Source organism: Priestia sp. FSL W8-0001, from assembly GCF_038050335.1.
In the GTDB taxonomy this organism is placed as follows: Bacteria; Bacillota; Bacilli; order Bacillales; family Bacillaceae_H; genus Priestia; species Priestia flexa.
Genome location: NZ_JBBPAL010000001.1, coordinates 220,001 through 245,000, shown reverse-complemented (window position 1 = coordinate 245,000; position 25,000 = coordinate 220,001). Strand labels below are relative to the sequence as shown.

General features: G+C 37.0%; 24 protein-coding genes, 2 pseudogenes and 2 riboswitches (1 of these 28 only partly in view). Of the genes and pseudogenes, 8 read left to right on the top strand and 18 right to left on the bottom strand.

The window, feature by feature from the left end:
• Positions 1 to 127: 127 nt before the first annotated feature.
• Positions 128 to 229, bottom strand: a riboswitch (purine riboswitch).
• A gap of 98 nt (positions 230 to 327) precedes the next feature.
• The 4 genes from guaA to MKZ18_RS01390 form a co-directional block, all read right to left on the bottom strand.
• Positions 328 to 1,857 carry a glutamine-hydrolyzing GMP synthase gene (gene guaA / locus MKZ18_RS01405; RefSeq protein WP_035320199.1) on the bottom strand — a complete coding sequence of 510 codons (1,530 nt, stop codon included), beginning with the start codon at positions 1,855 to 1,857 and terminating at the stop codon, positions 328 to 330.
• Between the two features lie 121 nt (positions 1,858 to 1,978).
• Positions 1,979 to 2,080: riboswitch (purine riboswitch) on the bottom strand.
• A gap of 38 nt (positions 2,081 to 2,118) precedes the next feature.
• On the bottom strand, positions 2,119 to 4,290 hold the full coding sequence (locus MKZ18_RS01400) for a transglutaminase TgpA family protein (RefSeq protein ID WP_144594368.1): 2,172 nt from the start codon (positions 4,288 to 4,290) through the stop codon (positions 2,119 to 2,121).
• Complete coding sequence (locus MKZ18_RS01395) at positions 4,287 to 5,435, bottom strand: DUF58 domain-containing protein (protein WP_144594366.1); 1,149 nt, start codon at positions 5,433 to 5,435, stop codon at positions 4,287 to 4,289. Before MKZ18_RS01395 ends, MKZ18_RS01400 begins: the two co-directional genes overlap by 4 nt.
• 7 nt (positions 5,436 to 5,442) lie before the next feature.
• Complete coding sequence (locus tag MKZ18_RS01390) at positions 5,443 to 6,393, bottom strand: AAA family ATPase (protein ID WP_025908436.1); 951 nt, start codon at positions 6,391 to 6,393, stop codon at positions 5,443 to 5,445.
• A gap of 274 nt (positions 6,394 to 6,667) precedes the next feature.
• Here MKZ18_RS01390 and MKZ18_RS01385 point away from each other — a divergent pair, with 274 nt between their 5' ends.
• Positions 6,668 to 7,324, top strand: a complete 657-nt coding sequence (locus tag MKZ18_RS01385) for a 2OG-Fe(II) oxygenase (protein WP_061786445.1) — start codon at positions 6,668 to 6,670, stop codon at positions 7,322 to 7,324.
• 724 nt (positions 7,325 to 8,048) lie between these two features.
• On the opposite strand, the gene MKZ18_RS01380 is transcribed toward MKZ18_RS01385, so the two are convergent.
• From MKZ18_RS01380 to MKZ18_RS01360, 5 genes are all read right to left on the bottom strand, one after another.
• Positions 8,049 to 8,414, bottom strand: coding sequence for a winged helix-turn-helix transcriptional regulator (locus MKZ18_RS01380; protein ID WP_026566634.1), 366 nt, complete (start codon positions 8,412 to 8,414; stop codon positions 8,049 to 8,051).
• Between the two features lie 390 nt (positions 8,415 to 8,804).
• The gene (locus MKZ18_RS01375) at positions 8,805 to 9,287 is read right to left on the bottom strand and encodes a hypothetical protein (protein ID WP_061786131.1); all 483 of its coding nucleotides are present in this window, start codon (positions 9,285 to 9,287) and stop codon (positions 8,805 to 8,807) included.
• Positions 9,288 to 9,412: 125 nt separating this feature from the next.
• Complete coding sequence (gene gnd, locus MKZ18_RS01370) at positions 9,413 to 10,306, bottom strand: phosphogluconate dehydrogenase (NAD(+)-dependent, decarboxylating) (protein ID WP_061786130.1); 894 nt, start codon at positions 10,304 to 10,306, stop codon at positions 9,413 to 9,415.
• Between the two features lie 47 nt (positions 10,307 to 10,353).
• Positions 10,354 to 11,811, bottom strand: a complete 1,458-nt coding sequence (gene zwf, locus MKZ18_RS01365) for a glucose-6-phosphate dehydrogenase (protein WP_061786129.1) — start codon at positions 11,809 to 11,811, stop codon at positions 10,354 to 10,356.
• Between the two features lie 607 nt (positions 11,812 to 12,418).
• Positions 12,419 to 12,625 (bottom strand): YitT family protein, encoded by a 207-nt coding sequence (locus MKZ18_RS01360; protein WP_234562272.1) that lies wholly within the window; start codon positions 12,623 to 12,625, stop codon positions 12,419 to 12,421.
• A 313-nt stretch (positions 12,626 to 12,938) separates the two neighbouring features.
• On the opposite strand from MKZ18_RS01360, the gene hxlA reads away from it, so the two are divergent.
• The 3 genes and pseudogenes from hxlA (at position 12,939) to MKZ18_RS01345 (ending at position 14,745) form a co-directional block, all read left to right on the top strand.
• The gene (gene hxlA / locus MKZ18_RS01355; RefSeq protein WP_061786128.1) at positions 12,939 to 13,571 is read left to right on the top strand and encodes a 3-hexulose-6-phosphate synthase; all 633 of its coding nucleotides are present in this window, start codon (positions 12,939 to 12,941) and stop codon (positions 13,569 to 13,571) included.
• A 22-nt stretch (positions 13,572 to 13,593) separates the two neighbouring features.
• Positions 13,594 to 13,867 (top strand): annotated as a pseudogene (locus MKZ18_RS01350) (SIS domain-containing protein); the annotation flags it as partial.
• A gap of 158 nt (positions 13,868 to 14,025) precedes the next feature.
• A complete protein-coding gene (locus MKZ18_RS01345) occupies positions 14,026 to 14,745 on the top strand; it encodes a 3-ketoacyl-ACP reductase (protein WP_076513974.1) in 720 nt (239 codons plus the stop codon).
• A 59-nt stretch (positions 14,746 to 14,804) separates the two neighbouring features.
• On the opposite strand, the gene MKZ18_RS01340 is transcribed toward MKZ18_RS01345, so the two are convergent.
• A complete protein-coding gene (locus MKZ18_RS01340) occupies positions 14,805 to 15,068 on the bottom strand; it encodes a hypothetical protein (protein WP_026566627.1) in 264 nt (87 codons plus the stop codon).
• Between the two features lie 177 nt (positions 15,069 to 15,245).
• Here MKZ18_RS01340 and MKZ18_RS21030 point away from each other — a divergent pair.
• Positions 15,246 to 15,822 (top strand): annotated as a pseudogene (locus tag MKZ18_RS21030) (site-specific integrase); the annotation flags it as partial.
• A 112-nt stretch (positions 15,823 to 15,934) separates the two neighbouring features.
• On the opposite strand, the gene groL reads toward MKZ18_RS21030, so the two are convergent.
• Together groL and groES are read right to left on the bottom strand one after the other, a co-directional pair.
• Positions 15,935 to 17,566 (bottom strand): chaperonin GroEL, encoded by a 1,632-nt coding sequence (gene groL, locus MKZ18_RS01330; protein ID WP_025909993.1) that lies wholly within the window; start codon positions 17,564 to 17,566, stop codon positions 15,935 to 15,937.
• A 65-nt stretch (positions 17,567 to 17,631) separates the two neighbouring features.
• Positions 17,632 to 17,916 carry a co-chaperone GroES gene (groES, locus tag MKZ18_RS01325; RefSeq protein WP_025909994.1) on the bottom strand — a complete coding sequence of 95 codons (285 nt, stop codon included), beginning with the start codon at positions 17,914 to 17,916 and terminating at the stop codon, positions 17,632 to 17,634.
• A gap of 299 nt (positions 17,917 to 18,215) precedes the next feature.
• On the opposite strand from groES, the gene MKZ18_RS01320 reads away from it, so the two are divergent.
• Entirely contained in the window at positions 18,216 to 18,947 is a 732-nt protein-coding gene (locus MKZ18_RS01320) for a CPBP family intramembrane glutamic endopeptidase (protein WP_061786125.1), read from the top strand.
• Positions 18,944 to 19,177 (top strand): YdiK family protein, encoded by a 234-nt coding sequence (locus MKZ18_RS01315; protein ID WP_251385695.1) that lies wholly within the window; start codon positions 18,944 to 18,946, stop codon positions 19,175 to 19,177. The genes MKZ18_RS01320 and MKZ18_RS01315 overlap by 4 nt, the downstream gene beginning before the upstream one ends.
• Positions 19,178 to 19,205: 28 nt before the next feature.
• Here the strand turns inward: MKZ18_RS01315 and tatC are convergent, their stop codons facing one another.
• The 3 genes from tatC to MKZ18_RS01300 are packed head-to-tail and all read right to left on the bottom strand — an operon-like array spanning position 19,206 to position 20,842.
• The gene (gene tatC, locus MKZ18_RS01310; protein WP_025909997.1) at positions 19,206 to 19,967 is read right to left on the bottom strand and encodes a twin-arginine translocase subunit TatC; all 762 of its coding nucleotides are present in this window, start codon (positions 19,965 to 19,967) and stop codon (positions 19,206 to 19,208) included.
• Positions 19,968 to 19,982: 15 nt separating this feature from the next.
• A complete protein-coding gene (locus tag MKZ18_RS01305) occupies positions 19,983 to 20,165 on the bottom strand; it encodes a twin-arginine translocase TatA/TatE family subunit (protein WP_025909998.1) in 183 nt (60 codons plus the stop codon).
• A 32-nt stretch (positions 20,166 to 20,197) separates the two neighbouring features.
• Entirely contained in the window at positions 20,198 to 20,842 is a 645-nt protein-coding gene (locus tag MKZ18_RS01300; RefSeq protein WP_025909999.1) for a redox-sensing transcriptional repressor Rex, read from the bottom strand.
• 275 nt (positions 20,843 to 21,117) lie between these two features.
• Between MKZ18_RS01300 and MKZ18_RS01295 the strand changes: the two genes are divergently transcribed.
• Complete coding sequence (locus tag MKZ18_RS01295; protein ID WP_062687431.1) at positions 21,118 to 23,058, top strand: ABC-F family ATP-binding cassette domain-containing protein; 1,941 nt, start codon at positions 21,118 to 21,120, stop codon at positions 23,056 to 23,058.
• A 121-nt stretch (positions 23,059 to 23,179) separates the two neighbouring features.
• On the opposite strand, the gene tsaD is transcribed toward MKZ18_RS01295, so the two are convergent.
• The 3 genes in view from tsaD to tsaB are tightly spaced (at most 4 nt apart) and all read right to left on the bottom strand, a layout consistent with a single transcriptional unit that may run on beyond the window.
• Positions 23,180 to 24,196, bottom strand: a complete 1,017-nt coding sequence (tsaD, locus tag MKZ18_RS01290; RefSeq protein WP_100346444.1) for a tRNA (adenosine(37)-N6)-threonylcarbamoyltransferase complex transferase subunit TsaD — start codon at positions 24,194 to 24,196, stop codon at positions 23,180 to 23,182.
• Positions 24,193 to 24,642: a ribosomal protein S18-alanine N-acetyltransferase gene (rimI, locus tag MKZ18_RS01285; protein ID WP_251385696.1), complete on the bottom strand. Its 450-nt coding sequence runs from the start codon at positions 24,640 to 24,642 to the stop codon at positions 24,193 to 24,195. Before rimI ends, tsaD begins: the two co-directional genes overlap by 4 nt.
• A gap of 4 nt (positions 24,643 to 24,646) precedes the next feature.
• On the bottom strand, positions 24,647 to 25,000 hold the 3' portion of the coding sequence (tsaB, locus tag MKZ18_RS01280) for a tRNA (adenosine(37)-N6)-threonylcarbamoyltransferase complex dimerization subunit type 1 TsaB (RefSeq protein WP_025910003.1). Its footprint extends 351 nt past the window's final position; the window shows 354 of its 705 coding nt (coding positions 352-705); the start codon falls outside the window, past its right edge; it ends in the stop codon at positions 24,647 to 24,649.

Sequence of the window (25,000 nt, the reverse complement as noted above, 5' to 3'; positions counted from 1 at the left end):
CTGTCTCATGGGTAATATAAAAAAACGCCTTATACAATTAATAATGTAAAGGCGTTAACTACGTAAATATATACGGAATGATACTATCTACTCTTCTCTTTTTATCTAATAGATAGAATAAATCGTTTGTATATACAGAGTTGCTCGTAGTCAAGCCATTTACGGTAGCTCGGTAGAAACTTTCGGGCCATATTCCCAAGATTATACGACATTTCTTAATATGTTTAGTTCTTTTATGCTAGTATATTACCACTTAATAATGAATTAAGTCAACAAAAAACGAACATTCTTACAAAAGAATGTTCGTTTGTTCGGTTTCCTTACATATTATTCCCATTCGATTGTTGCAGGTGGCTTACTTGTAATGTCATACACAACGCGGTTAATGTGTTTAACTTCGTTTACGATACGAACTGAGATCTTCTCAAGCACATCCCAAGGAATACGAGCCCAATCAGAAGTCATCCCATCGATTGAAGTTACGGCACGAATACCGATTGTATAATCATACGTACGAGCATCCCCCATTACACCAACACTACGGATATCAGGAAGAACTGTGAAGTACTGCCAGATATCACGCTCTAAACCTGATTTTGCGATTTCATCACGTAAAATGTAATCAGATTCTCGAACGATTTCAAGCTTTTCTTCTGTTACTTCACCAAGCACACGAATTCCTAGCCCTGGACCTGGGAATGGTTGGCGCCATACAATATTGTCAGGAATACCTAATTCAGTACCTAATGCACGCACTTCATCTTTAAATAGTGTATTTAAAGGTTCAATTAACTCAAACTCCATATCTTCTGGTAATCCACCTACGTTATGGTGAGATTTAATTGTTTGAGCAGTTGCTGTACCACTTTCAATAATATCTGTGTATAGTGTACCTTGAGCTAAAAATTCAAAACCTTGTAGTTTAGTTGCTTCATCGTCAAATACATAGATAAACTCGTTCCCAATAATTTTACGCTTTTGCTCTGGGTCAGATACACCTTTTAATTTGTTCAAGAAGCGGTCTTTTGCATCAATTTTAATAACGTTCATATTAAACCCTTCGCTGAACGTCTCCATTACGCTTTCCGCTTCACCTTTACGTAATAAACCATGATCTACGAACATACAAGTTAATTGGTTACCGATTGCTTTATGAATTAATACGGCTACTACAGAAGAATCTACGCCGCCACTTAATGCACATAATACTTTTTTATCTCCAACAACTCGGCGAATTTTTTCTAATTCAACTTCAATAAAGTTTTCAATAGACCAGTTAGCTTCAGCATGACAAACTTCAAATACAAAGTTCTTTAACAGATCATTTCCGTATACTGAATGGCGAACTTCTGGATGGAATTGAACTCCGTACATATTTTTATCTTTATTGCTCATACCAGCAATTGGGCAAGATGCACTTGTCGCATCCACTTCAAATCCAGGCGGTGTTTCTACAACTAAGTCGCCGTGGCTCATCCATACCACTTGCTCTTTCGGTAGCTCATGATACATTAATGAATCATTTTGTACGTGAATCGATGCTTTACCATACTCACGATGATCTGCACCCGCTACTTTACCACCAAAATGATGAGTCATAAGCTGCATACCGTAACAAATACCCAGTACAGGAATTCCTAATTCGAAAATATTTTCGTCACAGTGAAATGCACTTTCACCATACACACTATTTGGACCACCAGAGAAAATAATACCTTTAGGATTTAACGCTTTAATTTCTTCTGCTGTAATTGTGTGTGGATGTAATTCACTATATACGCCAAACTCACGAATACGACGCGTAATGAGTTGGTTATACTGACTTCCAAAATCTAATACAACAATCATGCCTTCCATCTCGTTCACCTCTCCGAATGTGTAAATAATCACTTGCTATTATGCCCCAAAATATAAAAAAACCAGACTTTCCCCTTTGATATAAAGGCAGAAAGTCTAGTTGAACACAAAGCTATGATCAAAAAGAATATCCTGCCTTCATAGTCAGGCCATTTAAGGTGACCCGGTAGAGACTCTCGAACCATATTATCGAGGATATATGAAGGTATACGTAACACTATAGTAAGTTCGTGAATATTCTATCAATCAAGCTGGAAATGGTCAAGAACCTGTCGTTTTAATTAAATTTTCCCACAATTCTACTGATTGACTCCAAGATTCTACAGATGACTCCTGCTTATAAATAACTCTCTCATACTTTCTCGTTAATTCACTCATATCATTTGTATGAAGCTGATGATCTACTCGTAAAGCAAAATCCTTCAGCGTTTCATGTGAATCTCTTTTTAAACCTTTTCTTGCTAACATACTTATTAAGAAGAAATAGGCTTTTTCAAACGCTTTTTCATCCGAACGTTTGCGGTAGTATGGAACCATTACACGTGGCAACCATTTATAACGTGTCATGTATAATAATATGAATGAAAAGGGAATGAGAAGCAATAACCACCATAAGGAGATTGCAGCATCTGAAGGTTCCACTTTCTCATCATCTGCTACTTGTTTTTCTTCAGGTTTCTGCTCTTCTTGTACCGGCTCTTCCACTTCTGGTTCAGTAGCTTCTTCTATCTCTTCCTCTTCTGTACCTTGATTATTCCCTTCCACTTGAGGTTCATCAAATTCATAAGGGTTTGAGAATGTCTTAGTTGGTTCAAACGGAACCCAACCTGTTCCTGGGAAATAAACCTCGACCCATGAATGTGCATTGTTTTGCGTCACTTCATATACAGGCGTTTCTGCACTAGCGCTAATTTGTTCGCCTTCGGTATAGCCTTTCACCCAGCGCGCTGGAATATCAAGTGTTCTAAGTAGGACAACCATGGATGAAGAAAAATTATCACAGTATCCTCTAAGCGTCTCAAACAGGAATTGATCTACGTAGTCTTCTCCTTCACCAGGAATAGCTACATCGTTTGTATCATATACAAAACCATTAGCTTGAAAGTACTTCTCTACTGCTTTTACTTTATCATAGCGAGTAGCTTCCTCAGCTGTAATCTCTTGAGCAAGCTGCCCAACTCGATTAGGTAATGATTCTGGGAGCTGAGTGTACCTGTTTTGAAACGAAGAATTCTGTTCAATAGAAACTCCATTTCGATCACTATTTTGTAGCTGTTCAATATTAAAAGTAGGATATGCATATGTCATTTCATATGATTTCGCTTCGGTCACGCGACCTTGATTGTAAGGAAATAACTTTTCATTCGCTGGCGTAATTTGCGGTTGCAGTACATCATTAAGAGAAATACTCTTCAATTCTGGAACATGCATTAAATGAATAGTTGGTTGTTCAAACTTAATGGACGCTGTGTATGATTCTTTTTCTACACTTGCACCATATTGAGGAAGTACGTTCTCATTTCCTTCTAACGGTCGACTCGCAGCATTATAAGACGTTTCCCAGCCTTTTCCCGTATAGACGTCTTTTGTTTCAATCCGCCAATAATGCTCTTTCTCTGTTTGAGCAGTAAATACAACCGTATCATCTGCGGTAAAGGCACCGCCGAGCTGAGAATCATCAGTATCGTAACCAATCCGCTGGTTATTTGATGCGCCTTCACCACTGTTTTGTGTGTAAGCTGTTAAGAACGGAACAGGGTCAGGCCATTTCGGAGCTGATTTTGGTGCAATATAAGCAACACCAACTGCTATAAGTAGAACACCTAGTAGCAAAAAGAAAGACCTTGCTCTATTTTCAACGTGGGAAAGCTTTTGTTTGGTTCTTCCATCTATGTGTAATCGCAAAAAGCCTAATAATAAGAAGCCAATGGCTACAACTCGAACAATAGCAAACGTAGCGTCATACTCAGAAAACGTATCAAGCACTGTAACGTAAACAATTGTTAATAAAAAGAAGAAAAAAATCTTTTGCTGATAAAAAATCCAGTAGCGAATTAAGTAAGCCATAATCCATAACAAGATAAAAAACAGACATGTTCTCATCTCAACTGACAAATTGGGAAGTTGCCAGCCGATAATACGGCCTATATCTATTGAAGTTTGGTCAACGAACGCACTAAACCATTCTGCTGATAAAAAGGGCGTTTGATAGTAAATGCGATTAACAGCATACAAAACAAACGCTGCGTTTATAACTGTCACAATAAAAAACGAGGTCTGCAGCATCAGTAAGAGAAAGGTAATACTAACAAAAAAGATAAAATACTGAATCTCACCTGTATCAGTCACCACGCTAAGTGGATGTAGCCATTCAATCAGCAATAAAAACGCGCCGACATAAAGTAATATGCTGCGAATACTTAGAGACTTCATTGCTTCTTCACCTCCCGGACACTACGGGGATTTGGAAATTGAATAAAGTGAACATCCCACCTTGGAATATTCACATAACCTCGTCCGTCTTGTTTGCTTTGTATAATAAAAAGCGTTACTTTTGTTTGCGGACTTACTTTAGCTTGAACCTCTTGAATTAATTCACTTGTCATCGAACTTGAAATAACAGTAACTGCATGAGATAAACCTTTTGGAATCGTTAGCTTTCCGTTTCGTATCGGCTGGACCCTAGCAAAGTAAGCAAGCCATCCTCTCTCATGCTGAGCTCCTCCATGCAACTCCTTTAAACGACTACTGCTTCCCCCATGGATAAATGAAGCTGGCTTATGCTGATTTAGATACGATAGAATCATTGAAGCCATGAAACCAGTCCGCTCTTCAAAGTCCGTAGGATCAACGCCATCAAAAATAAGAACCTCTTCCAAATCACTCATCTTCTCAAACTCTTTTGATATAAGCGTTCCTTTTCGGGCAGTCGCTTTCCAGTCAATAGTAGACAAGCGGTCTCCTTGTTCATACTCACGCACACCAGTAGCAAGCATCGTATTTTCAGCAATGGAACGCTTATAAAAGTGCTTTTCCCCCTCACTCCATTGGGAAGAGGTAGGTTTAACTTGTATTAAATGAGGATACATAATGAGCTGGTTTCTTGTCACAAAAACTTGCTGTCGATGAACAATGCCTAATAAATCACTCATTTCAATCGAGATTCCAGTAAGGTTATACTCACCTCTCTCTAAGGAGGGAATTTCAAACTCAATCACAATGTCTTTTTTCCACAATGGGTATACTATCTTTCGCAAAGATAAATCAGCCTCTTTACATATATCTTCAACAGAAAGATTGTACAAAGGAAAAAATGAGTTTCGTTTAATATGAACTTTGTAATAAACCGATTTCTTCGCTTCGTAATGCGTACGCGTCATCACTCGCTCCACTTGCCAGCTTTTCATAGGATAGAACGCGATCACAATTCCATATAAACCAAAAGGCAGAAAGCTATAAAATAAAAACCAGCTTACAAATCCTCCTTGAAACATCGCATAAGCAAAAGTCGCTACTAATAAGACTACTAATAACAAAAAGCTTATGACTGGTTGCCTTTTAACACTTAGTTTAGCCATATAGCTTTTATCCTTTCACCGGCACAGGCGTACGCTTTATAATGCCTTCGATAATGGAGCCTTCCGTCACCCCTTCATATCTCGTCTCAGGTTGCAGTATAACACGGTGTGCGAACGCATGTTTCATTAAGTGTTGAACATCATCTGGAATACAATAATCTCTACCTTCAAGCAAAGCATACGCTTGAATTGCTTTCATTAACGCTACGGAACCACGCGGGCTTACGCCAAGGCTAATGGATTCATGAGTTCTCGTTTGGATAACCAAATCGACGATATAGTTTTTAATGACATCATCTACGTAAACATCCTTCACCATTTGCTGCATCGTACGCAGTTCTTCCACATTCATAACAGGCTGGACATCATCTATCGTTCGCTTTTGCTCAACTCCATTTAGAATAGCTAACTCTTCTTGTTTCGTTGGGTATCCCATATTTAATTTAAATAAGAAACGGTCAAGCTGCGCTTCTGGTAATTGATACGTTCCTTCAAAATCAATTGGATTTTGCGTAGCCATCACAAAAAATGGAGATGGTAACTCTCTTGTTAACCCGTCTATGGTAACGTGCTGCTCAGCCATGGCTTCCAATAGTGCTGCTTGTGTTTTTGGTGAACTACGGTTGATTTCATCTGCTAATACAATATTCGTTAAAATTGGGCCTGGTTTAAAGTGAAACTCCATATCCTTTGGGCTATATACCGACATACCCGTTACGTCTGACGGCAACAAGTCTGGTGTGAATTGAATTCGCTTAAAATCAGCATTAATTGCCTTAGCCAACGTTTTGACAAACATCGTTTTCCCTACTCCTGGTACATCTTCTAATAGAACATGTCCTTCTGCAAGGAGTGCAACAATACTGAGCTTAGCTACATCTCGCTTTCCTATAACCACTTCGTCAATTGTATTTAAAAGCTGTTGAAGCTGAGTCTGCACCTTTTCTGCTGGTATCATGAAAGTCCCCCCTTAATGTATGTATACATACAAATTTGTCACAAATATAGTACTATTCTAGCAAATCAAGCAGTTTACTTAAAAGAAATAAGGTGAGTCTGATGCTTTATATTTTTACCAGTTTCGAAACAACCTCAAATAATTAGAAAATAAACATTTATCTTATTAGAAGCAAACCTTTGCCCTGCGTGATATAATTTTTATCAGTAAGCGATTCCAAGAATACTGCATTAGATTTCAGAAAAATAAGTCTTTTTTGAGGAGAAGAAGAAAAATGGCTTTAGATCAAGAATCTTTAGTAACAAAAGAACAAACAATCTTTAATCATATAGGCAATAAAATTATATTAAGCGATAGAGAGATTGACATTATCGCTCGTTTAGAAGAGCCGCTCATTCTCGTATTAGACAATGTGTTAAGCGATGAAGAGTGTGATGAACTAATTCAGCTATCTAAAGATAAAATGCAGCGCTCTAAAATTGGAGCTTCACGTGAAGTTAATAATATCCGTACAAGTAGCGGTATGTTTTTCGATGAAAGCGAGAATCCACTTGTACAGAAAATCGAAATGCGCACTTCCGAAATCACGGGCATTCCAACCGATCATGCTGAGGGTCTTCAAATTTTAAACTATTTACCAAATCAAGAATATCGAGCACACCACGATTACTTCGTCCCTACAAGCAAAGCCGCGAAGAACAATCGAATCAGCACGCTCGTTATGTACTTAAATGATGTAGAAGAAGGTGGCGAAACTTATTTTCCAAAGCTAAAATTTTCCGTTACGCCGAAAAAAGGTATGGCCGTATACTTTGAATACTTCTATACAAATCAAGAGCTTAACGACTTAACTCTTCATGGCGGTGCACCCGTTGTAAAAGGTGAAAAGTGGGTAGCAACGCAGTGGATGCGTAAGCAGAGAATTCGTTAATAGAAAAAGAGTTTGGGACATAACAAAATGATTGCTTCTAAGAGACGAACATTAGCTGTTCCAATCTTTTTGGTTTGTCTGAACACCTTCGTTCCATTGCGCTACGGCCACTCGCTTTCCGCGGGGAGGAACCTGAGCTTCCTCGCTGCGCTGCGGGATCTCCGTTTTCCCTCTTTTCCCCGCAGGAGTCGAGTGTCCTACGCTCCATTCCACCCTGTTTCCAACATTGTTTTCACAATCAACAAAAAACCTGAACGATTAAAAGTGAGGAACTCTCAATCGTTCAGGTTTTTCATTGGCTGAATTATTTATGTCCCATCCTCTTTTTATTTCGGGAGCTGATATTACATCATGCCGCCCATTCATTTTCAAATATAAATGGAAGAATTGAGAAATATCAAGGTAAAAAAATATCTTTAACGGAAATGAACTGATGCAGCTTCATAAGGAAATTGAAAATGAATTAGAAATGAAAATTACGGACCTCATAAAAAAATGCAAGAGTTGAAGGTGGATTCTCTTCAAATCGGGACACACACCCTTAGCCCCTTTTCCAAACCCATCAGCGAAAAGGTATGGTTAGCCGCTTGGGGGAAAATGAAAATAAAAGTTAATTATCAGCTTTATTTTGAGGCATTACAAAACACTAAAAATAATTATTAAATTATCATGAAAAGAGGTTGACCCCCTTGGCCGGAGTCAACCTTAGATTACCATTTAAAATTTACCTAATCGACTCTTGTCTTACTAAAGGATTCAACCCAGCAGTTTCCATATAATCTTTTCCCCAGTTATACATAGCATCGAGAATCGGCATCAAGCTTCTTCCTTGTTCAGTAAGGGAGTATTCTACTTTTGGAGGAACCACGGGATAGACTTTGCGCTTTACAATCAAATCTTCTTCCAGTTCTCGCAATTGATTAACTAGCATTCTCTGCGTGATCCCTGGCATAAGAGCTTTCAGTTCGCCAAATCGCTTCGTTCCCTCTTTTCCTAGATGCCATAGTATAAGCATCTTCCATTTACCACCGATAACGGAAAGAGTTAATTCTTTTTCACAATTAAACATCTTATCCTGCATTCGTGACATTTCACTTCACCTCCATATTTATTATAACCAACAGTATGCTTTTTTCACTATATAAAATAAAAGTACACACTTGTAATATCCTTCCATACGTTATATATTAGCAGTGAATATATAATTCTAGTCTGCTGTTCAAGAAAGGCGTTAAAGAATGATGGAACAATTTAAAGCATTGATGGCAGATAAATATATAATCGTTTTCTTACTCATGTTTATTAGGGGATCTTATATGATTGGAAAAGTTAAACATATTTTCTTGATAGGAAGATGCATTACAAAAATAGAAGCAGAAGTTAAATAGGGAATTCATACCGTTTGAGATTCCCTATTTAACTTTTCTAAAAAACATATTCCTAAAAAAATTTTCTATCCTTTTAATAGTTATTTCGGAAACTAGTGAGATTTCTCAACACGAGCCCTTAAAATGTCTTCTGTTGTAATTTCAAGTAATTTTTCCAGGAACCTTATTTTTCCTATTATATTTTCCTCCGTTTTAACGTTTTCCATTTTCTTATCAGCTATCAAATCATTAAGAACTTTTCTGAAAGCATTGCTTTTTATTAGCCACTCTCCAATCAGTTCCTTTGTTGCAGATCTTTCAAACTCATTTTTCACAGCAAATAAACTTTCTATTTCTGTTTCTACTATAGTAATAGCATTTAAATCAGAATTCATACGCATCTTAAAATATCTCTTTTCACTATTATAATAATTTTCATTTCTTAACCGAAAATACTCTACACCTATAGTGATTTCGTAAAAAGAAGCTGTCTCTGTAACATATTGAATGTCTTTCACTTCAACATTTTTCAATAGATCTAGATAAGTTTCTATACCATGCTGAGTATTTATGATTTTTGCATTCAATACATTCATGAACTTCACATCCTTTTCTATCATCATATTCCTTGTTTTCATTACCCTTTCACAAATAATGAGCTATTTTTCTTCACCTATTTTTATTGACTCTTTTTCCATTAAATGTGACAGATGTAATTCTGTTAGTTTTTTTCAACAACATGTCCACCAAATTCGTTTCTTAGTGCAGCTACCACTTTACCTGTAAAAGTATCGCTTTCTAATGAACGGTAACGCATCAAAAGAGACATTGCGATAACAGGAGTAGCTGCTTGTAAATCTAAAGCTGTTTCAACTGTCCATTTCCCTTCACCAGAAGAGTGCATAATCCCTTTGATTTCATCTAGCTTTGCATCTTTTGAAAATGCACGTTCAGTCAACTCCATGAGCCATGAACGAATAACTGAGCCGTTATTCCACACTCTAGCCACTTTTTCGTAGTCAAAATCGAACTTGCTTTTTTCTAATACCTCGAATCCTTCACCAATTGCTGCCATCATACCGTATTCAATTCCATTGTGAACCATTTTCAAGAAATGACCGCTCCCTGCTTTACCAGCATAGATAAATCCGTTTTCGACAGCTGTATCCTTGAAAATAGGTTCCACGATGCTCCAGGCTTCAGGGTCTCCACCAATCATATAACATGCTCCATTACGAGCACCTTCCATTCCACCAGAAGTACCGGCATCCATAAAGTGAATTCCTACTTCCTTTAGCTGGTTATATCGGCGAATGGACTCCTTATAGTGAGAATTTCCAGCTTCAATTACGATATCTCCAGTGCTCAACAATGGTGTCATTTCATCAATTACTGAATCTACCACAGCATGCGGAACCATAATCCATACAACTCTTGGTTTTTCTAATGATTCAACAAGTTCTTTTAAATCAGATGCACCTTGAGCACCGTATTTATTCATTTCTTCAACGGCACTTCCATTTACATCGAAAGCTACTACTTCGTGCTTGTTATCAATTAAATTTTGACCTAAGTTTAATCCCATTTTTCCTAAACCAATTAATCCGACTTTCATGTTCATTTCCTCCTTAATAATCTAAAAACATTCTTCATCTTTTATTACTACCACCATTTATATCCTTCATCTTCCAATAATCGGTAGGAAGCATCTGGTCCCATTGACCCTGATGGATATAATTGAAGGGGAACTGTATTTTCCTCAAAAGCCTCTAAGATAGGCTGTACCCATTTCCAAGACAACTCCACTTCTTTCCAATGTGCAAAGAATGTTGAGTCGCCACGCATTGCATCGTAAATTAAAAGCTCATACGCTTCAGGAACATCTGCTTGCTTAGCAGAAAAATCAACATTGACTGGTTCGATTTTTCCATTGTTTAATGGGTTTTTACTATTTAATTGTAATGAAACCCTTTCGTTTGGATTGATTTCAATCACTAAAAGATTTGGCGCAGTTTCTTCTTCTTGAGTCCTATACAAATCCTTTAAAGTATTTTTGAATTCAATCACAATTCGGGTGGATTTCTCTGTCATTCTTTTTCCTGTACGGATATAGAAAGGAACCCCTCTCCAAAAATTATCATCCACACATAGACGGACAGCCACAAATGTGTCATTTACAGAAGAAGGAGCAACTTCAGGTTCTCTTGTATACCCAACAACTGGTTTACCTTGGATTTCACCAGGACCATATTGACCTCGAATCACATGATTCACCACATCCTCTTTCTTTAATGGACGAAGTGATTCTATTACTTTTCTCTTTTCATTGCGGATCTCTTCTGCACTAATTTGTTTTGGCAGCTGCATTGCTGTCATCATCAACAATTGCAGCATATGATTTTGAAACATGTCGCGAATAGCCCCAGCTTGATCATAATAAGCAGCTCTCTCTTCAACCCCAACTGTTTCGCTTGCAGTAATTTGCACATTTGCAATGTATTGGTTGTTCCATAATGCTTGAAGCACTGGATTTGCAAATCCTAACGCTTCCAGGTTTTGTACCATCGGCTTTCCAAGATAGTGGTCGATGCGGAAAATTTCTTCTTCATCAAATGTTTTACTTAGTTTATCGTTTAATTCTTGAGCCGATTTTAAGTCATGTCCAAACGGCTTTTCGATAATTAGACGTTTCCAACCTTTAGTAGAACCAAGACCACTATCTTTAATGTTGAAAGCAATCACATCAAAAAACTCTGGAGCAACAGATAGGTAGAACATTCGATTTTCTGGAATATTCAATTCTTCTTCACGTTGTTTAACGAGTTCAAGTAATCCTTTATATCCTTCAGCCTTTATAGCATCTACATGGCTATACCGAAATGCACGGATAAACAATTCAAGGTTTGAATCATCATTTAGTGATCGTCTAGAAAATGTTTTTAAGGAATCTTCCACATGGTTTTGGAAATCAGTATCTGATAAATCTCCTCTGCCCACCCCAATAATTGAGATGGGAAAAGGTAATTTTTGATCCAAAAATAAATTATATAGAGCTGGGAAGATTTTTCTTTTTGCTAAGTCCCCTGTCGCCCCAAATAAGACAAATGTCATTGCCTCCATTTTACATACCTCCAAAATTAAAAATTCCACTTATTCCTTTCTTAAAAAACTACTATAACTCTTGATAGCCAATCCCTGGCTTAGCCATATTTTTATTTAAACCTGCTTGGACCGTAATAATGATGTCCCTAAAATTCGAATGACCACATTTTGGACAATAACCATTATTCGATATGAAGGTTAGGCATCTTGAACAAACTTTGTGATGCTTTGCATGTAACTCGAACATATTATTCAACCTTTCAATGTAGTTAACTAAATGCGGAAGATGAGATGACTAATCAATAACCACAGTATTTTGTGAATCCAATGCTGCAACAAGATGTAAGTATAAAGCCTATATTTTTTTAATGGAAGTACGCACTTTTTATTTAAATAGTGATAAAGAAATAACATAATAACAAAATGTATACTAAAGAAAATAAACTCATCTATTTTTGTGTTAAATAAATTAAAAAGCCAGGGTGAGCATCCTCTCCCTGGCCACAAATAAACTTGTTGAGAACATTATTCTTTATGTGTTGAAGCTTTTGGCGTAGGCGTAATAAGCGAGCTATCTAAACTGGTTGTCTCACAATCATAAGAAGCCTCCATAATTGCATTAGGATTAACTGACAATATAACTCTTTTTAATTCCGAATAAATAGGTAATACTCATATTTAATTCTTTGATTATCCTTTCACCAATTTCGTCCGATTTTTCTGTAATGACAGTTTTCCCATGATTACATCCATCATTAATCATTTTTGCAACAATATAGTACACGGCAAGTGACAGCATGGCTTTTTCTAGTGAAAAGACAAAAGCGGCAATATTAATAATTACAACATTAACAGCTAATAAGAATGTGCCGAAATGGTGCAGTTTCTTTTAAAATTAATAGTAAGACTATATAAGCGGTTTTTCTTATAGTATACTTTTTAACACTATGTAAAATAAAAGTGCGTACTTTCATTGTTGTTATATACGTTGTATACTTGCAATTATTCAGCGAGAGGACATGATATCCCTTATTGCTGGCAGGTACAGATAATGCACTATAAGGATAATATTACTGTAAAAGTTTATTACCCTTTGGAGATATTATCATTTTACAAAAATAAAATAATTATAGGAGTGAATATAGATGGAATTACAATTAGCATTAGATTTAGTCAACATCCCAGAAGCAATTGAGCTGGTAAAACAAGTAGAGGAACATATTGATATCGTTGAAATCGGTACGCCGGTTGTAATCAATGAAGGTCTTCATGCTGTAAAGGCAGTAAAAGAAGCATTTCCTAACTTAAAAGTATTAGCAGACTTGAAAATTATGGATGCTGCTGGATATGAAGTGATGAAAGCTTCTGAAGCAGGTGCAGATATCATCACTATTCTTGGAGCTGCTGAAGATATGTCAATCAAAGGTGCTGTTGAAGAAGCGAAGAAACAAGGTAAAAAAATCCTTGTTGATATGATTGCTGTAAAAGACCTTGCTGGACGTGCAAAAGAAGTAGACGCTATGGGCGTTGATTATATTTGTGTTCATACTGGTTATGATCTTCAAGCAGTTGGAAAGAACTCTTTTGAAGATTTACAAACCATCAAAGGCGTTGTAAAAAATGCTAAAACTGCAATCGCAGGTGGTATTAAATTAAATACACTTCCAGAAGTCATCAAAGTACAACCAGACCTTGTCATTGTAGGTGGCGGGATTACTGGACAAGCTGATATAAAAGCTGCTGCTGCCAAAATGCAACAAATGATTAATCAAGGGTAATTCAGATCATGAATACAACTCAATACCTAGCTTAGCTGAAAACATAAAAGAGTTAAATTGCTCCGTAGATTTAATTTCGAATGGTGAAGCTGAAAAATTAGTTAACGGGATACTTGAATCAAAAAAAAATCTTTGTTTCAGGCGCAGGTAGATCTGGATTTATGGGCAAATCTATCCCCATGCGAATGATGCACATGGGGATAGATGCCTATGTGATTGGCGAAACCGTAACCCCTAACTTTGAAAAAGATGATATTTTGATCATCGAATCAGGTTCAGGAGAAACAAAAGGTTTAGATACCAATAAGATGTACTGTAGACACGCTAACTTAGAATAAATATAATTATTCCTCGAGTTCTAAATAGGAAAGACCGCAAGCTATTTCCATGCAAGATTGCGGTCTTTCTGTTGGAAGGAACTACTTTAATTTGTAAAAATTTCAGGAGTGATAAAATGATTTCTTTAAATGGAAAAACTGCAATAGTTACTGGCGCAGGAAGAGGCATTGGACGTGCTATTACTATCGCCTTAGCAAAAGAAGGCGTTAATTTAGGCCTAATCGGCTTAAATATGTCTAACCTAGAAAAGGTAGCTGCTGAACTAGCGGAATATGATGTGAAAGTTTCTGCAGCAACAGCAGATGTTACCGATCTTGAATCCGTTACTCATGCTGTTGAACATATCAAATCAGACTTAGGTCCAATTGATATCCTAATCAACAATGCAGGTGTTGCTAAATTTGGTGGATTCCTTGATTTAACACCAGAAGAATGGGAAAAAATCATCCAAGTTAATTTAATGGGTGTGTATAATGTAACAAGAGCAGTATTACCAGAAATGATCGAAAGAAAAACAGGAGATATCATCAATATCTCTTCATCTGCTGGCCAAAAAGGTGCTCCTGTTACAAGTGCTTACAGTGCTTCTAAATTCGCTGTTTTAGGGCTAACAGAATCACTTATGCTAGAAGTAAGAAAACATAATGTCCGTGTTACTGCTTTAACACCAAGTACGGTCGTTACAGATTTAGCCATTGATACAAATCTTGTTAAAGGCAATGAAGAAAACGTGATGCACCCAGAAGACCTTGCAGAATTAGTCGTGGCTAGTTTAAAATTTAATCCAAGAGTATTCGTTAAAACAGCTGGATTATGGTCAACAAATCCATCATAAAACGAAGCAGATCCGGTGGGGTCTGCTTCTTTAGTTCGTACAAAATACTCTTATATATATCAGTGATACAAGGACATTACTTTCTCTAAATCAACAATTAACTGGTTAACTTCATTCTGTGCTAAGCGTACAAGCATTTGATCGTATAAAGTAATAATTTGTCCATCCTCTTCATGCTGATGTTTTTTTAAATAATGATAAATATTATTTAACTGGTCTTCATTAAGAACCGACTCTGTTTCGAAATTCTTAACTTTCTGTAAGGAAAATTCATTGATAGTCGAATCAAATTCACCTGCAATAATGTTCCCTTTCACGAACATCCTCTCACTCCTCAAAATCAGTATAGGATAGTTTTCCCACATAATATGTTAAATAAATCTTTACTCCTCAAATTTCAAGAACATGAGGGCTTTTCAAATGTTTGATTTATATCTTAGCATCAAAGATTAAAGGCTTCTTTTTTCTTTTTTATTAACGGAACTCATATCAGTATTCAGATGGATGGTATTCATGCTTGTGGAAGGATGATTTTTCGGAAAGCATTGACTCAAGGACTGATAAAAAATAATCCTACTGAGGAATTCAAAATAACTAAACAGCAGAAGAGTATATTGTTTTTCTTGAAAAAGAAGAGCTTGCCCATTTTCTAAAATTAGCCTATACAGGATTGCGAATAGGTTCCTTATTAGCTTTAAAATGGGGGGATTTTAACGAAAAGCAAGGTACTATCCGAGTTACTAAAACCCTTTATAACCCTACCAATCATTTTGAAAAATATCAGCTTTTAACACCAAAGACAAAGGTGCTGTCCGTACTATAAAGATTGATGAAATGTTGATAAACATGTTAAGGAAGCACAGCTTAAAAGGCTTCTGAAAAAAGCTAAAATAGAAAAGAACATTACTCCACACTTCATTATTGATTGAAGCTGGAGTTGGCATTAAAGAAATACAACAGCGGCTTGGACATACAGATATTAATACGACAATGAATATCTATGCTCATATGACCGCCAATATGGAAGAAAAGGCCTCCCAACAGTTTAGCAAACTGATGAAAGACCTTCTCCTATAGTTAGCTTTTTGTCATAGGTTGCCGTGTTTTTTATAAAACAAGAACAAAACCGAGGACAAGAAAACCATATTATCATTTTAGACGTTGATATAACAAGGTTTTAAACCCTTAATTACATCATGCCGCCCATTCCACCCATGCCGCCCATGTCAGGCATTGCAGGTGCACCGCCTTCTTCTGGCTTGTCAGCAACAACTGCTTCAGTTGTTAAGAACATAGCCGCTACAGAAGAAGCGTTTTGAAGCGCTGAACGCGTTACTTTTGTTGGGTCAACGATACCAGAATCAAGCATGTTTACCCACTCACCAGTTGCAGCGTTGAATCCAGTTCCAACCGCTTCGCCTTTTAGACGCTCAACGATTACTGATCCTTCTAGACCTGCGTTGTGAGCGATTTGACGTACAGGCTCTTCAATCGCACGTAATACGATGTTGATACCTGTTGCAACGTCGCCTTCAGCTTCGATTCCAGCAACTTTATTGTAGATATTCAATAATGCAGTACCACCACCAGCTACGATACCTTCTTCAACCGCAGCACGAGTAGAGTTTAATGCATCTTCAATACGTAGTTTACGCTCTTTTAATTCTGTTTCAGTAGCCGCACCAACTTTAATTACAGCAACACCACCAGCAAGCTTCGCTAGGCGCTCTTGTAATTTTTCGCGGTCGAACTCTGAAGTTGTTTCTTCAAGCTGAGCTTTAATTTGGTTAACGCGAGCTAAAATTTCTTCTGCGTTACCTGCGCCGTTTACAACTGTTGTGTTTTCTTTTGTTACCACAACTTTAGAAGCGCGACCTAATTGCTCAATGCTTGCAGATTTCAAGTCAAGACCAAGCTCTTCAGTGATTACTTCACCACCAGTTAAAATCGCAACGTCTTGAAGCATTGCTTTACGACGGTCACCAAAGCCAGGAGCTTTAACTGCTACCGCTGTGAATGTACCGCGAAGTTTGTTCACAACTAATGTTGCTAGTGCTTCACCTTCTACATCTTCAGCAATGATTAATAGTGGCTTACCTTGTTGAACAACTTGCTCTAACACCGGTAAGATTTCTTGAATGTTACCAATTTTCTTATCTGTGATTAAGATATACGGATCTTCTAATACAGCTTCCATTTTATCTGAATCAGTTACCATGTATGGAGATGCATATCCACGGTCAAACTGCATACCTTCTACAACTTCTAATTCAGTTGTGAAGCCTTTAGATTCTTCAAGCGTGATAACGCCGTCGTTACCAACGCGCTCCATTGCTTCAGCGATTAATTGACCTACTTCTTCGTCAGCCGCTGAGATAGCCGCTACTTGCGCAATTGAATCTTTACCTTGGATTGGTTTAGAAATTGCTTTTAACTCTTCAATCGCTACTGCTACTGCTTTTTCCATCCCTTTACGGATACCCATTGGGTTCGCACCAGCCGTTACGTTCTTAAGACCTTCACGAATCATTGCTTGTGCTAAAACTGTTGCAGTTGTCGTACCGTCACCAGCAACGTCGTTTGTTTTGCTAGCAACTTCTGCTACTAATTTTGCACCCATGTTTTCGAATGCATCTTCTAATTCGATTTCTTTCGCAATTGTTACACCGTCATTTGTAATTAATGGAGAACCGAATTTTTTCTCTAGTACTACGTTACGCCCTTTTGGTCCAAGCGTTACTTTTACAGCATTCGCTAATGTATCCACACCACGTAGCATTGAGCGGCGTGCTTCTTCGCTAAACTTAATGTCTTTTGCCATTTGACTCATCCTCCTAATTGTTTAAAAATAATCTATTCTACATTGTTAAAAGTCGTTATGAATAATTAGCCGATTACAGCTAAAATGTCGCTTTCGCGTAAAAGTAAGTATTCAGTACCTTCGTATTTCACTTCAGTACCAGCATATTTTGAGAAGATAATACGATCGCCTGCAGCTACCTCTAATGCTACACGCTCACCGCTTTCTAATACTCGACCTGTACCAACAGCAACAACTTTACCCTCTTGTGGTTTCTCTTTAGCGCTGTCTGGTAATACGATACCGCTTGCTGTTTTTTCCTCAGATTTTACAAGTTCAATCACTACGCGATCACCTAATGGCTTTAACAAGTGAAACAACCTCCTCAAATAATATGTTTTTACATTTTATTAGCACTCAACCTCACCGAGTGCTAACACATTTATTATATTAAAACAAAGTAGCTTTTTTTTGCAAGTATTAAACACAAAAAAATTTAAAAAATCCTTTTTCAACTCATACTACTCATACCTACATAAAAAGAAGGCATTCTTTTATCTCTCATATAATATGTATGTTACAATACGAACAAGAAGAAACATATCAAAAAGCTTCCCTACATGTTCTTCGACAATGATACATAAAAAACCTTTTAAAGGAGTATGGAAGATTGGAAAAGCGCTATGGTTATATCGTACTGACTTATATCATCATGCAGTTTTCTAGCATTTTAGGCATTCCGTTATTATTATCCCTCGGACTGTTTAATGACGAACCCGTTGGAGTAGCTAAACAGCTTGCGATGACTTATTGGACAATTATCAGCTTTAGCTTGGCTTTAGTAATTGTACTTTTGTTGTTAAAGCGTGAAATGTCAATGAGACATGAACATGCTGGCTTACCAACAGCTATATTCTGGTCAATCTTTGGCATCTTTTTAGCAATGGCTTCTCAATCTGTGGCTGCCATGATTGAAATGAACTTATTGGGTATTGAACCTGGTTCTGAAAATACGGAAATGATCTTGAATTTAGTGAAAGTTACGCCTTTATTAATTGTTGTCACATCCGTTATTGGACCAATTTTAGAAGAAATTATCTTCCGAAAAATCATCTTTGGTTCTCTATATCGTAAATATAATTTCTTTATTTCAGCCTTTATTAGTTCACTTATATTTGCAGCAGTCCACTGGGATTTCGAACATTTATTAGTTTACACGGCTATGGGATTTGTATTCGCGTTTTTATATGCAAGAACGAAGCTGATTATTGTTCCAATTATAGCTCATGTCTTGATGAACACGATTGTTGTGTTAGTTCAAACGATTTTTGCGGATGAAATTATTGAAATTCAAAAACAGGCTGAACAGCTACAATTTATTATTAAAGGACTTGGTTTATGAATAATATCCCTCTAACCAGAGGATTTATCTACTTAATTATGGGAATCCTCTTTACGTATTTAGCTATTTTAAGCGTCGATACGACCGTATGGACCTTACCAACTATCTTGTTTACCTTAGTCGCTGCTTTTGATTTTCGCTTTGCGATTCGAACCTTTTCATTGCACCGCAAGATTAAAAAGCTTCAGGAGCAATATAAAAAGTCAAATAGCAACGATTCTCAGAAATAAAAAGGCCCCTTACAGGGGCTTTTTTTTGTTATTCAGAAGAAATTCCAACGGCTTCTTCATATTGTTGTCTATGTTTCAGCATTTTACGATAGGAAATGCGAGAAATAATAATGCTAATTTCATAAAGGATGAATAAAGGAATTGTAACCATTAGGTGTGATAACAATTCTGGAGGTGTAATAAAAGCCGCTATGACTAATAACACAAAATAAGCGTACTTCCGGATACTGCTTAAGAACTGTGGCGTCACAATACCTAGTCTTGTTAAAAACATAATGACAACGGGTAATTGAAACAATAGACCAAATGGTAGCGTAAGCTGAAATAAAAATGAAAAATATTCATTGATACCAATAACTTGGTTAACATCTAGCTTATCCGCTATTCGAATCATAAACTCTACTACAAAAGGAAAGAGAACAAAGTAAGCAAACGAAATACCAGTAAGAAATAGGATAATTGAAATTGGAATGTATCCAAGAGTTACTTTTCGCTCTTTATCATACAAGCCTGGACTTATAAATGCCCATAATTGATAGAGAGCAATAGGAGCAGAAACAACACATCCAATTACAAACGCAAACTGCATATAAATCTTAACCGGATCGGTCAATTTAAATGCGTTCATTGTTAGCGAGCTTGCCTCGTCTGCTGATTGTAGATAAATAATAACGCGATCCGCTAAGAAAAAACCGCCAATTGTAGCAATAAAAAAGAAAAAGACGACGATTAAAATCCTTTTTCGCAGTTCACCAATGTGATCATATACAGACATTTCTTGTTCGTTCATATGTCAATCATTCCTCTATTGATTTCGTTCTTTCTTCTTGCCCTCGTCTTCGTTATCTTCCATTATTCCTTTAGTGGCACTTTTAAACTCCCTTAACGTGTGGCCTACAGCTCGACCAAGCTCGGGAAGCTTCTTTGGTCCAAAAACTAAAAGTGCAAAAATTACAATTAAAATCACACTACCTGCACCTAATCCCATGGTTTCCCCTCCTTTATTACATATATATTCTATTATATATTATTTTCAGGGTAATTTTTCAAAAAGTAAACCAGCGACTGAAGCTCTACGGCTAAATCAATGTGATGCAGACGAATAGAGCTTGGCACATTTAAACGGGCAGGGGTGAAATTTAAAATACCTTTGATTCCGCATTTGACTAAGCGGTCCGTAATTTGCTGTGCCACTGTAGCTGGAACCGTTAGGATCGCAACAGAAATATCTTCTGTCATATGTTCTTCAAGCTTATCTAAATGATAAACGGGTACGTCTCCAACGTGAGTGCCCACCTTTTCTTCAATAACATCAAAAGCAAATTCAATTTTTGTATTGTTATTCTTAATGAAATTGTAGTTTAAAAAAGCTGTTCCAAGATTACCAACACCAATCAGAGCAACTCTGGTTACTTCATCTTGATCTAATGTTTTGCGAAAAAAACTTAGTAAATAATTGACGTTATAGCCATATCCCTTTTTACCCAAGGCTCCAAAATAGGAAAAATCGCGACGAATTGTAGCGGAGTCTACTTTCACCGCTTCGCTTAATTCTGCTGACGATACACGTTGCTTACCAGAAGCATGTAGATTTTTAATAAAACGATAGTATAGCGGCAACCGCTTTGCTGTAGCTTGTGGTATTTTTAAGTTTTCTGTATTCATCTTGTGCCCCCTTAATTACGATAGATATAATGGCTATCGTTCAGATCTCCGCTTAACTTAGCAAGATTCTCTTTTTAAATTAGATAGCGCTTCCATTAAGTGAACCTTCTATTCACTCATGAACAGTAGTCTATAGTTTATTTTAACACAGTCTATGTGGTAATAATGAATTCTACACATAATTTTGTGGAAATGCTTATGACATGCACCTATTCATACTTCTGTCTTAAAAATATGTTAAAATACACTATGTCGAAATGAGTAGAGGTGAAACGATGATTATTCTACAGTTAAACGGAATTACGAAATATTACGGGGCAGACCCGATTTTATCAAATATAAAACTTGAAGTTCAATCTAAAGACCGCATTGCACTAGTTGGTCGAAACGGAGCGGGAAAATCAACGCTTCTAAAAATTATTTCTGGTGAACTTTCCTACGACAGTGGAGAGATTATGAAGCCAAAAGAAACAACGATTGACTACATGGGACAGGATACAGTGTTAGAATCCACTTTATCTATTTGGGACGAAATGTTAACCGTCTTCAAGCCATTGCAAAAAATGGAGAAAGAACTAAGAAAGCTTGAAGAAAAAATGGGAGACCCTTCTTATCAGCAGGATTCCAACAACTATGAAAAGCTTTTAAAGGAATACGATCAGCTTCAAATTTCCTTTAAAGATCTAGGCGGATACCAATACGAAGCTGACATTCGTTCAATCCTGCACGGGTTTCGCTTTTCAAACTTTGATTACTCCACCCCTATTTCTACACTAAGCGGTGGGCAAAAAACACGACTGGCTCTAGCTAAGCTGTTATTAACTAAACCTGATTTGCTAATTTTAGATGAGCCTACCAACCATCTTGACATTGAAACATTGGCTTGGTTAGAGCAATTTTTACAAAATTACGATGGCGCTATCCTAATTGTCTCCCATGATCGCTACTTCCTTGATAAAGTGGTTACACAAGTCTATGAAGTAAGTCAAAAAACCACCTATAAATATCCTGGTAACTACTCAAATTATTTAACACAAAAAGCCGAACGCTATGAGCGTGAGATGAAGCAATTTGAAAAACAGCAGGATGAAGTAGCAAAGCTTAATGATTTCATTCAAAAAAATATTGCTAGGGCTTCAACAACAAAGCGAGCTCAAAGCAGACGTAAACAGTTAGAACGCATGGAGCTAATGGATCGGCCAAACGATGGTGAAAAAGGTGCAAGCTTTTCCTTTGATATTGAACGGCAAAGCGGAAATGAAGTATTAAAAGTTGACAACCTTTCCATTGGATATGAAGAAAATCAGTTTATTGTAAAAAACATTAACCTTCGTGCTACTCGTCAAGATAGCATTGCCCTAGTAGGTCCAAACGGGATTGGTAAATCTACTCTGTTAAAAGGCTTAATGAATAAACTTCCTTTTGTTTCAGGAGAAATCCAATTCGGTTCTAATGTAGCAGTAGGCTATTATGATCAAGAACAGGCAAACTTGACGTCTAACAAAGCCGTACTCAATGAATTATGGGACGACTACCCTACTACTACTGAAAAAGAAATTCGAACTGTGCTCGGTAATTTTTTATTTTCAGGCGACGATGTCTTAAAGGTTGTTTCCACACTAAGCGGTGGAGAAAAAGCAAGACTCGCTTTAGCAAAACTGATGATGCAAAAAGCAAACTTTTTAATTCTAGATGAGCCTACTAACCACCTTGATCTAGATAGTAAACAAGTATTGGAGAATGCATTAATCTCTTATCCAGGTACACTTTTATTTGTTTCCCATGACCGTTACTTTATCAACAGAGTTACCAACAAGGTTATCGAATTGTCTCCAGAGGGAACAACAGAGTTTTTAGGGGACTATGACTACTACGTTGAGAAAAAAGCAGAAATGGAAGAAAGAAAAGAGCTTGAAGCAGCAAATATGGCTCAGGAACTATCTGTAGGGAAAAGTGACAAAGCGTCATATATACAAGATAAGGAACAAAAAAAGCTTCTAAGGCAGCGAAAAAGAAGAATTGAAGAGATTGAAGAACGAATTGCTGAAGTGGAAGCAAAATTAGAGCAAAATGAAGAGCTTTTATGCGACCCAGTAATTTACCAAGATCATGAAAAATCTCAGCTTTTAAACAATGAGAACCAAACTTTTCAACAAGAGTTATCCACATTAATGGAAGAGTGGGAAGAACTTCAGCTAAGTATTGAGGAAAGCTAACAGTTTATACACAAAAGAAGCCCATACACCTTTTGGTGATGGGCTTTAATATATGCATTATCCACAGTTAATTCTAAATTGATTGAAAATTGTGGATAACCACTATATTATCCACAATCCTCTATTCTAGCACTAACCCAGGATTCGCATTTAATGCCATGGTCGCTCTTCTATCTTTACGATATAAAACGCTGGCTGCTGCTCCAATCATAGCAGCATTATCCGTACATAAAGAGAGTGGTGGAATAACTAACTCTACATTAGAGTACTTTTCGAATCGTTGCTGTAGAGCCTCTCGTAACCCTTTATTTGCGGCTACCCCACCGGCTAACAGCAGTTGATTTACGTTATATTCTTGAACAGCTTTTTCTGTTTTTGTTACCAAAACATCAACTACGCTAGCTTGAAAACTAGCTGCTAATGTTTGTGGATTAATATCTTCACCTTTTTGTTTCGCGTTATGCACAGTGTTGATAACTGCTGATTTTAAACCACTAAAACTAAAATCATATGAGCCATCTTCCAACCAAGCACGCGGTAGATCAATTAAGGGTTCACCCTCTTGAGCTAGACGATCGATATGAGGACCGCCTGGATATGGTAACTGTAGCGTACGTGCTACTTTATCGTATGCTTCACCAGCTGCATCATCTCTTGTTTCACCAATGACTTCAAAACGAACGTGCTCTTTCATGTAGACAAGTTCTGTATGTCCACCCGAAACAACTAATGCTAGTAACGGAAATTTTAATGGCGTAATAAGTTGATTCGCATAAATATGTCCCGCAATATGATGTACAGGAATTAAAGGCTTCTGATGAGCAAAAGCTAACGCCTTAGCTGCGTTGACGCCAATTAATAATGCTCCTACTAATCCTGGTCCTTCTGTTACCGCAATTGCATCAATATCATCAAATGTCATATTGGATTGATGTAGAGCTTCTTCTACAACTATTGTGATTTGCTCAACATGATGCCGTGAAGCAATCTCAGGTACAACTCCCCCAAAGCGTTTATGGCTTTCAATTTGAGAGGCTACTACATTTGCAACAATTTCTGTACCACCTCGAATAATCGCAACAGCCGTTTCATCACAGCTTGTTTCTATTGCTAATATTACTTCATTTTCTTTTGTCATAATTTCACCCACATAACTAATGCATCTTCATTGTTATCAGAATAATAATTTTTTCGTATGCCACCAGCCTCAAAGCCTAGCTTTTTATACAATGACTGTGCAATATGATTTGATGTTCTTACTTCAAGCGTCATTGAAAGTGCCCCTAGCTGTTGCACAACATTCATCGCAGCTTTAAGCAAAGCATATCCTAACCCTTTTCCTCTATACTTAGGAAGTATAGCAATATTGGTAATATGCGCTTCATCAATTACAATCCAAGTTCCACAATATCCAATAATTTGCTCCTCTATTTCCATTACAAGGTAGGTAGAAAATTGATTGACCGTTAATTCGTTATAGAAGGCCTCTTTGCTCCAAGGTGTTGCAAATGCCTGTTTTTCAATTTCAACAACTTGATCAATATCTTCAACTTTCATTAGACGAAATTTCAATGTCATAGTCATTTTCTCACTCATTTTTCGCTTCTTGTGCTTTTAACCAGTTTGCTTCTGCCTCAGCTAACCTAATGTAATTAGGCACAAAAGCATGAACTGGAGTTGCTTCTTTTTGCATACCTAAAAAAGCTAATTCACTTGGACGAGGATTGTATTGTGAAACGGATGCAAAGAGTGCTTGTTCTCCTAATACGCTAGTTAATATTTCTTTATGCGCTTCAATATCATTCCCAATAAATAAAATAGACTCATTGTATTCTTTCAATTTCCCAGCCCATTGTTCATTAATAACAAGCTGATCTTTCTCTTCATTACGTAGTTCCTGTCCATTATCAAAACGATATAACCCTGTGAAAATTTGTTGTCT